Origin of the sequence: Rodentibacter rarus, from assembly GCF_001998965.1 — a bacterium.
In the GTDB taxonomy this organism is placed as follows: domain Bacteria; phylum Pseudomonadota; class Gammaproteobacteria; order Enterobacterales; family Pasteurellaceae; genus Rodentibacter; species Rodentibacter rarus.
Genome location: NZ_MLHJ01000150.1, coordinates 1 through 7,159, shown reverse-complemented (window position 1 = coordinate 7,159; position 7,159 = coordinate 1). Strand labels below are relative to the sequence as shown.

Annotated in this window: 6 protein-coding genes; 4 read left to right on the top strand and 2 right to left on the bottom strand. The window is 40.3% G+C overall.

The window, feature by feature from the left end:
- Nucleotides 1-181: 181 nt before the first annotated feature.
- Nucleotides 182-946 carry a hypothetical protein gene (locus BKK50_RS11955; RefSeq protein ID WP_077418423.1) on the bottom strand — a complete coding sequence of 255 codons (765 nt, stop codon included), beginning with the start codon at nt 944-946 and terminating at the stop codon, nt 182-184.
- A gap of 254 nt (nt 947-1,200) precedes the next feature.
- Here BKK50_RS11955 and apt point away from each other — a divergent pair, with 254 nt between their 5' ends.
- From apt to BKK50_RS11935, 4 genes are all read left to right on the top strand, one after another.
- Entirely contained in the window at nt 1,201-1,743 is a 543-nt protein-coding gene (apt, locus tag BKK50_RS11950) for an adenine phosphoribosyltransferase (RefSeq protein ID WP_077418421.1), read from the top strand.
- An 11-nt stretch (nt 1,744-1,754) separates the two neighbouring features.
- Complete coding sequence (gene dnaX / locus BKK50_RS11945; RefSeq protein ID WP_077418419.1) at nt 1,755-3,827, top strand: DNA polymerase III subunit gamma/tau; 2,073 nt, start codon at nt 1,755-1,757, stop codon at nt 3,825-3,827.
- Nucleotides 3,828-3,862: 35 nt separating this feature from the next.
- Nucleotides 3,863-4,711, top strand: coding sequence for a DUF808 domain-containing protein (locus BKK50_RS11940; RefSeq protein ID WP_077418417.1), 849 nt, complete (start codon nt 3,863-3,865; stop codon nt 4,709-4,711).
- 174 nt (nt 4,712-4,885) lie between these two features.
- Entirely contained in the window at nt 4,886-6,409 is a 1,524-nt protein-coding gene (locus BKK50_RS11935; RefSeq protein ID WP_077418415.1) for a catalase, read from the top strand.
- Nucleotides 6,410-6,461: 52 nt separating this feature from the next.
- Here BKK50_RS11935 and BKK50_RS11930 read toward each other — a convergent pair whose 3' ends face one another.
- Nucleotides 6,462-7,115 (bottom strand): hypothetical protein, encoded by a 654-nt coding sequence (locus BKK50_RS11930; protein WP_077418413.1) that lies wholly within the window; start codon nt 7,113-7,115, stop codon nt 6,462-6,464.
- Between the last annotated feature and the right edge of the window lie 44 nt (nt 7,116-7,159).

Below are 7,159 nucleotides of genomic sequence, written 5' to 3'. Positions count from 1 at the left end.
ATAACAAAAAAGCAACATTATGCAAGGAATGTAAAAAAGTAGTCGAGATGCCGGCTTGAGTAGTGCAGTTTGCATTGGATAAACCGACATTTGGGCAGAAAAGAACTTAAGCTTAAATTAATCTGACAGATACTGTAGTTTTAAACGGAGACTGTCAGACTAGATTTGAGCTTCTACATCTTTAATCTTTCAAAAAAGCCTTGATATCTTTTAAGATTTGTTCGGCACGCTTAGGGGTCATTCTAGACGAGTTGCAAGATACATTCGTGACTAAATGCTGATTTGGTTTATATGCCAACTCAAGACTTGCACTGAGATGAGATAATGATTGTTGTGCTATTTTTTTATTAGCCACCACATTATGAATAAGCATATTTAACTCCTTAAGTCTTTGATAAATAATAGTATCATAAATTTGATTATCATTATTTATAGTTAAGTCTATTGGATACTTTGGATTCCAAGATTTTATGATTGTAGGCTTACCAGAATATTGTTTATCTTTAAAATAAGCATAATTCAATGCCCCTTCAACGTTATTCTTACCATATATGCTTTTATACTTGACCTTTTTAGCATAATAGAAAAATTTTGCAGCAAATTCACCACCAGATCCTAAATATAGGATATCGTTATGCAAAAAGTTCCTTAAGGGCAAATTATGAGTTTGCAATTTTCCATTATTAACTTGTACAACTATATAATCAAGCGAATCACCATTTCTCACCTGTTTATTTAATAGGTTTTCGTATTCATTTATCGAAATAAGCTTTTTAAATACAGCTTGCATACATACAATGGCAAACTCACTGCCTGCAAAACAAACAATACTATCTTTTACGTATAAATATTTTGAAATGGGAGTATTGACATCTAAACCATGAATTGTGGACCACTTACTATCACAAGCTAAGAAGTCTCCATCTACATGAATAATAGTTGTCATACAGTGTTATATAAAAAAACTAAAATGTCAAACTTAGGCTTGGCATTGTAACATAAAATCATTAAGCTATTAACATTCTGTAGTATCTATCAAGGAGATGTATATTGGTAACTAGGGGGAGTTCTTTCAACAGCTAATGAATTAGCTCGCTGATCCGTTTCCACAATTTTCTAGGCTCTTCCATTTTTCCTCATATTTTATGCTAGAATACCAACCCAAAATATCTAACTTATCTCACTTTATTGAGCTTATTTATGAATACCAAACTTGAACTGATCAAATCTTCCATCAAATCTATCCCAAATTATCCAAAAGAAGGCATTATTTTCCGTGACATCACGACATTATTAGAAGTCCCGGAAGCCTTTAAAGCCGCCATTGATTTAATTGTTGAGCAGTATCGTGACAAAAACATGACGAAAGTGCTTGGCACTGAATCTCGCGGTTTTATTTTTGGTGCGCCGGTTGCCCTTGCATTGGGGTTGCCTTTTGAATTAGTGCGCAAACCGAAAAAACTCCCTCGTGAAACCATTACGCAGTCTTACCAATTGGAATATGGTCAAGATACGCTGGAAATTCACGTTGATGCGATTTCTGAAGGGGACAATGTCCTAATTATTGATGATTTGCTCGCAACAGGAGGCACGGTTGAGGCGACCGTTAAACTGGTTGAACGTTTAGGCGGAAAGGTCAAACACGCGGCATTTGTGATTAATTTGCCGGAACTCGGCGGTGAAAAACGTTTGAATGATTTAGGTGTCACTTGCTATACCTTAGTGAATTTTGAAGGTCATTAATCGAATAATTTATGAGCTATCAAGTTTTAGCCCGAAAGTGGCGACCCCAAACCTTTGAAGATGTGGTGGGACAAGGTCATATTCTCACTGCACTTTCTAATGGGTTAAAAGAACAGCGACTCCATCACGCCTATCTCTTTTCCGGAACACGTGGGGTGGGGAAAACTTCCATTGCCCGTCTTTTTGCCAAGGGATTAAATTGTATTAAAAATGGTATTACGGCTCACCCTTGTGGCGAATGTGAAAACTGTAAAGCCATTGAACAGGGCGCATTTATTGATTTGATTGAAATTGATGCAGCGTCTCGCACCAAGGTTGAAGATACCCGAGAATTGTTGGATAACGTGCAATACAAACCGGTGGTCGGGCGTTTTAAAGTGTATTTGATTGATGAAGTGCATATGCTTTCACGCCATTCTTTCAATGCTTTGCTAAAAACCTTGGAGGAACCCCCGGAATATGTCAAATTTTTGCTTGCGACAACGGATCCGCAAAAACTGCCGGTCACGATTTTATCTCGTTGTCTGCAATTTCATCTTAAAGCCTTAGATGAAACGCAAATTTCACGGCATCTTGCTCATATTTTAAATCAAGAAAACATCCCTTTTGAGCCACCGGCTTTAGATAAATTGGCAAAAGCCGCACAGGGGAGTATTCGGGATAGTCTCAGTCTTACAGATCAAGCGATTGCGATGGGAAATCGCCACGTTACGGTTAATGTGGTCAATGCGATGCTAGGGCTGTTGGATGATACCCAAGCCATTGATATTATTTATGCCCTACACCAAGGCAATGGTGAGGCATTAATGAAAAGTATTCAGAATGTTGCAGAAAAGGCGGGCGATTGGGATCGCTTGTTGGCAGACCTCGCAGAGAAATTGCATCAAATCGCTTTAATGCAGTTGCTACCACAACATTCAGCCAATGAAAATGAGCATCTTGCTTTCCTCGCAAAACATATTGCACCGGAAGACGTGCAGTTTTTTTATCAAGTCATTGTTTCCGGTCGAAAGGAATTGAGTATCGCACCAAATTATCGTGTTGGTACGGAAATGACATTATTACGGGCGTTAGCATTCCACCCAAAGTTCCTGTCGGCAGCACCCAAGCCTAATTTATCTGAGTCCAATCCGCCTTTAAGTGAAAAAAGTGCGGTTGAAAATCAGGGAAATGATATTGATGTGCCGGTGCTGTCGCAAAATATCAAAGCGGGTTATGGGGCAAAATCAACCCATTCCATTCCCACTTCAAATCAACCCCTCAATCTTGCCAGCCTTGCGGCGTTAGATGCCTTAAAGCAACTGAATCAAATTGAAGCCGGAGAACGGCAAGCCCATCAAAAAGAAATGGATGACGCTGTGAATGAAACACTTCACCATATTCAAGCACTTGATGGGCAAAAAACAGAAAGAAAAATGACCGCACTTCCGGTGCGGGAAATGACACCGCCAAAGAAAACGGGAGGAAAGCATTCCCCTGTTCCTCGCCTACCTCAGCATATTCAGACGATGGAAAACACCATAGAGGATAATGCGGCGCTAGAGCAGGAAGATCAAGAAATGTTGGATGCACAAACCTATCGTTGGGAATGGCGTAATCCTGAGCTGGCAAAGGAAGTGGAGGCGATTCGCCCTTCCGATATTAAGCAGGCGATCTTAAATGAGATGACACCGGAATTGCGCTTACGTATTATTCATATCGCGCAGGAACGGGATGAATGGACGGATATTGTTGAGCGTTCCGGGGTCACCGGTTTTTCAAAGGAATTGGCGTTAAATTGCTTTTTACTCAGTAAAACCGAAGCGAATATTCAGCTTGGTCTCCATTCGGAAAAAGCCCATTTACGCCAAACTCGAAATATTGAGGTTTTAACCGAAGCGCTCCGCCAACTTTATGGATCTCAGATGCGTGTTGATATTCAATTGGATGATCGTGATGTTGTTACGCCTACAGATTATCGCAAACAAGTGTATCAAGATCTCTGTGAACAAGCTCGTGATGAACTTCAGCAAGATAAAAAATTACATCTCTTACAAAAAGAATTTGATGCAAAGCTTGATGTAGAGAGTATTCGACCGGTGTAAACTTTTATTCAAATTAAATTTATTAAGGATGTGTTATGGCGTTTAGCTCGCTTTTTACATTAATTGATGATATTGCCTCAATTCTTGATGACGTGGCATTAATGACTAAAATGGCAGCCAAAAAAACGGTGGGAGTGGTTGGGGATGATCTTGCTTTGAATGCAAATCAAGTCACCGGTGCCAGCGCTGAACGAGAACTACCGATTGTTTGGGCGGTGATGAAGGGATCCTTTGCCAACAAACTCATTTTAATTCCTCTCGCTTTGGTGCTTTCCGCTTTTTTGCCTTGGTTGATTGTTCCACTTTTAATGTTAGGTGGGGCGTATCTTTGTTTTGAAGGTGTTGAAAAATTATTGCATAAATTCCTACCTGAAGGCGAGTTAGAAGAAAACGTTGAGTTTAATGAACAGGCAAAAGTTAAAGGGGCTATTCGTACCGATTTTATCCTTTCAGCAGAAATCATTATTATCGCTCTTGGCGAACTGACACAAGCCGATCTTATTACACGTATTATTACGCTCTCAATTATTGGGGTTGGCATTACGATTTTGGTTTATGGCTTAGTTGCCTTGATTGTAAAAACCGATGATTTTGGTTTATTTCTGATGAAAAAAGGGCGTGTTGCAAAAAATATTGGACAAGCTATTTTGATGATTATGCCAAAATTTATGCGGGCATTAAGTGTGATTGGCACAATCGCAATGTTCCTTGTGGGTGGGGGGATTTTTGTCCATTATGTTGATTTTATTCATCATTTTCTTGAACAATATCAGCTCACTGAGGGTTGGATAAGCAATCTTGCCGCATTGGTTGTAGGTATTGTTATTGGCGCAATAATTTGTGCGATTGTTCTGCCGGTGATGAAATTAGTCGCAAAACATTAAGTCAAAAAATACATCAAGAAATAACCGCACTTTATTAAAGAAAATAAGTGCGGTTTTTTTATCGAGAGTATTTTTAAATTGGTTTTTTGGATTAATTTAATAGATTTTAATCGCTGAAACCTTTTGATATGATGCGTACGAAATTTATCTAAACTCAATCTAAAGGAGCATATTATGACATCAAAATGTCCGTTTTCTCATATCACCACCCTTTTAACGATGGGAAATGGCGCACCGGTTGTTGACAATCAAAACAGCTTAACCGCAGGCCCTCGTGGTCCATTGCTTGCACAAGATTTATGGCTTAATGAAAAATTAGCGGATTTCGTGCGTGAAGTGATTCCTGAGCGCCGTATGCACGCAAAAGGTTCAGGTGCATTTGGGACTTTCACTGTAACCAATGATATCACCAAATATACCCGTGCTAAAATCTTCAGTGAAGTGGGTAAAAAAACAGAAATGTTCGCGCGTTTTACGACCGTAGCCGGTGAACGTGGTGCAGCGGATGCAGAGCGTGATATTCGTGGTTTTGCGTTAAAATTCTATACCGAAGAAGGTAACTGGGATATGGTAGGGAACAATACACCGGTTTTCTTTTTGCGTGATCCCCGTAAATTCCCGGATCTTAACAAAGCGGTAAAACGTGATCCACGCACCAATATGCGTTCAGCAACCAATAACTGGGATTTCTGGACATTATTACCGGAAGCGTTACACCAAGTCACTATCGTAATGAGTGATCGTGGTATTCCGGCAAGTTATCGTCATATGCACGGTTACGGTTCACATACTTATAGCTTCTGGAATGAAGCCGGCGAGCGTTTCTGGGTGAAATTCCATTTCCATACACAACAAGGCATTAAAAATTTAACCGATGCAGAATCTGCCGCTATTATTGCCAACGATCGTGAAAGTCATCAACGTGATTTATATGAAGCTATTGAGCGTGGTGATTTCCCGAAATGGAAAATGTTTATCCAAGTAATGCCGGAAGCCGATGCAGAAAAAGTGCCTTATCATCCGTTTGATTTAACCAAAGTATGGCCGAAAAAAGACTATCCATTAATTGAAGTGGGTGAATTTGAGCTTAACCGTAACCCTGAAAACTTCTTTGCCGATGTTGAGCAATCTGCCTTTGCACCAAGCAATTTAGTACCGGGAATCGGTGCAAGCCCGGATAGAATGTTACAAGCCCGTTTATTCAACTATGCCGATGCACAACGTTATCGTTTAGGTGTGAATTTCCGTCAAATTCCGGTAAACCGTCCTCGTTGCCCGGTTCACAGCAACCAACGTGATGGTCAAGGCCGTGTCGATGGTAACTACGGTAGCTTACCGCATTATGAGCCAAACAGCTTTAATCAATGGCAACAACAACCGGATTTTGCAGAGCCACCACTTCGCATTAACGGTGATGCGGCATTCTGGGATTATCGTCAAGATGATAATGACTACTTCAGTCAACCGCGTGCCTTGTTTAACTTAATGAGCGCTGAACAAAAACAAGCGTTATTTAACAATACTGCGGGTGCAATGGGTGATGCGCCTGATTTCATCAAATATCGTCATATCCGTAATTGTCACTGGTGTGATCCGGCATATGGTGAGGGTGTGGCAAAAGCATTAGGTTTAACCGTAGAAGAGGCGTTAAAAGCCCGTGATACTGATCCGGCTTTAGGTCAAGGCGGCTTACTCTAATTTAATAAAAAGCAAAAGGGTTGATATCAGAAATGGTATCAACCCTTTTTGTTTATTGTGCTGATAGCATAGGATAAGCCTTGATAAAATCCGGTAAGCGATAGGCTTTGCTAAAAATTAAGGTGTAAGTATTCCGATCATTATTCACGGCAACCGTATCAGGAATGGCTTCATCCAAACCAAAACGCCAAGGTTGATTGCCTATGCGTGTAATCAAATATTCATTGCTTACTTCAAAAGGCCCCTCATAGGGTTTGCCGGCAATAGCCACCGTTTTGTATTCAATAGGTAAATTCACCGAACCATAAACGGTTTTCCAAAAGAAATAAGGCGAGGCGGTCGGGTTTAAAATGGAACGATTAGTGCCTTCTTTTAGTGTTAATTCAATCTCTTTTCCATCAGCCAAAACGAGGCGATGTTGTCCCGGTTCTAAAATCAGTTTTTGGGTTTGATGAGCGGCAAGGGTGATTTCTTTTTCATCTAACTTGAACGTAATGGCGCTGTCTGTTGGATTATCCGCATAAACAATATTTTTGTCATACCACGCTACTAACTCCTCCGCTTCAAAAGGAAAATATTTTGCAACGAGCGAGACCACAAAATTGCGTTTGCCGTCATCGATATTGTCAGCGGTTGCAGAAGGTTGTACAGCGGCGATGCCGACTAATACCGCAATGATCGTCAATAATGAAAGTAATTTTTTCATAAAATCCTCCTAAAAAAATCTGGTGTTATGCCGCAGTTGCACAA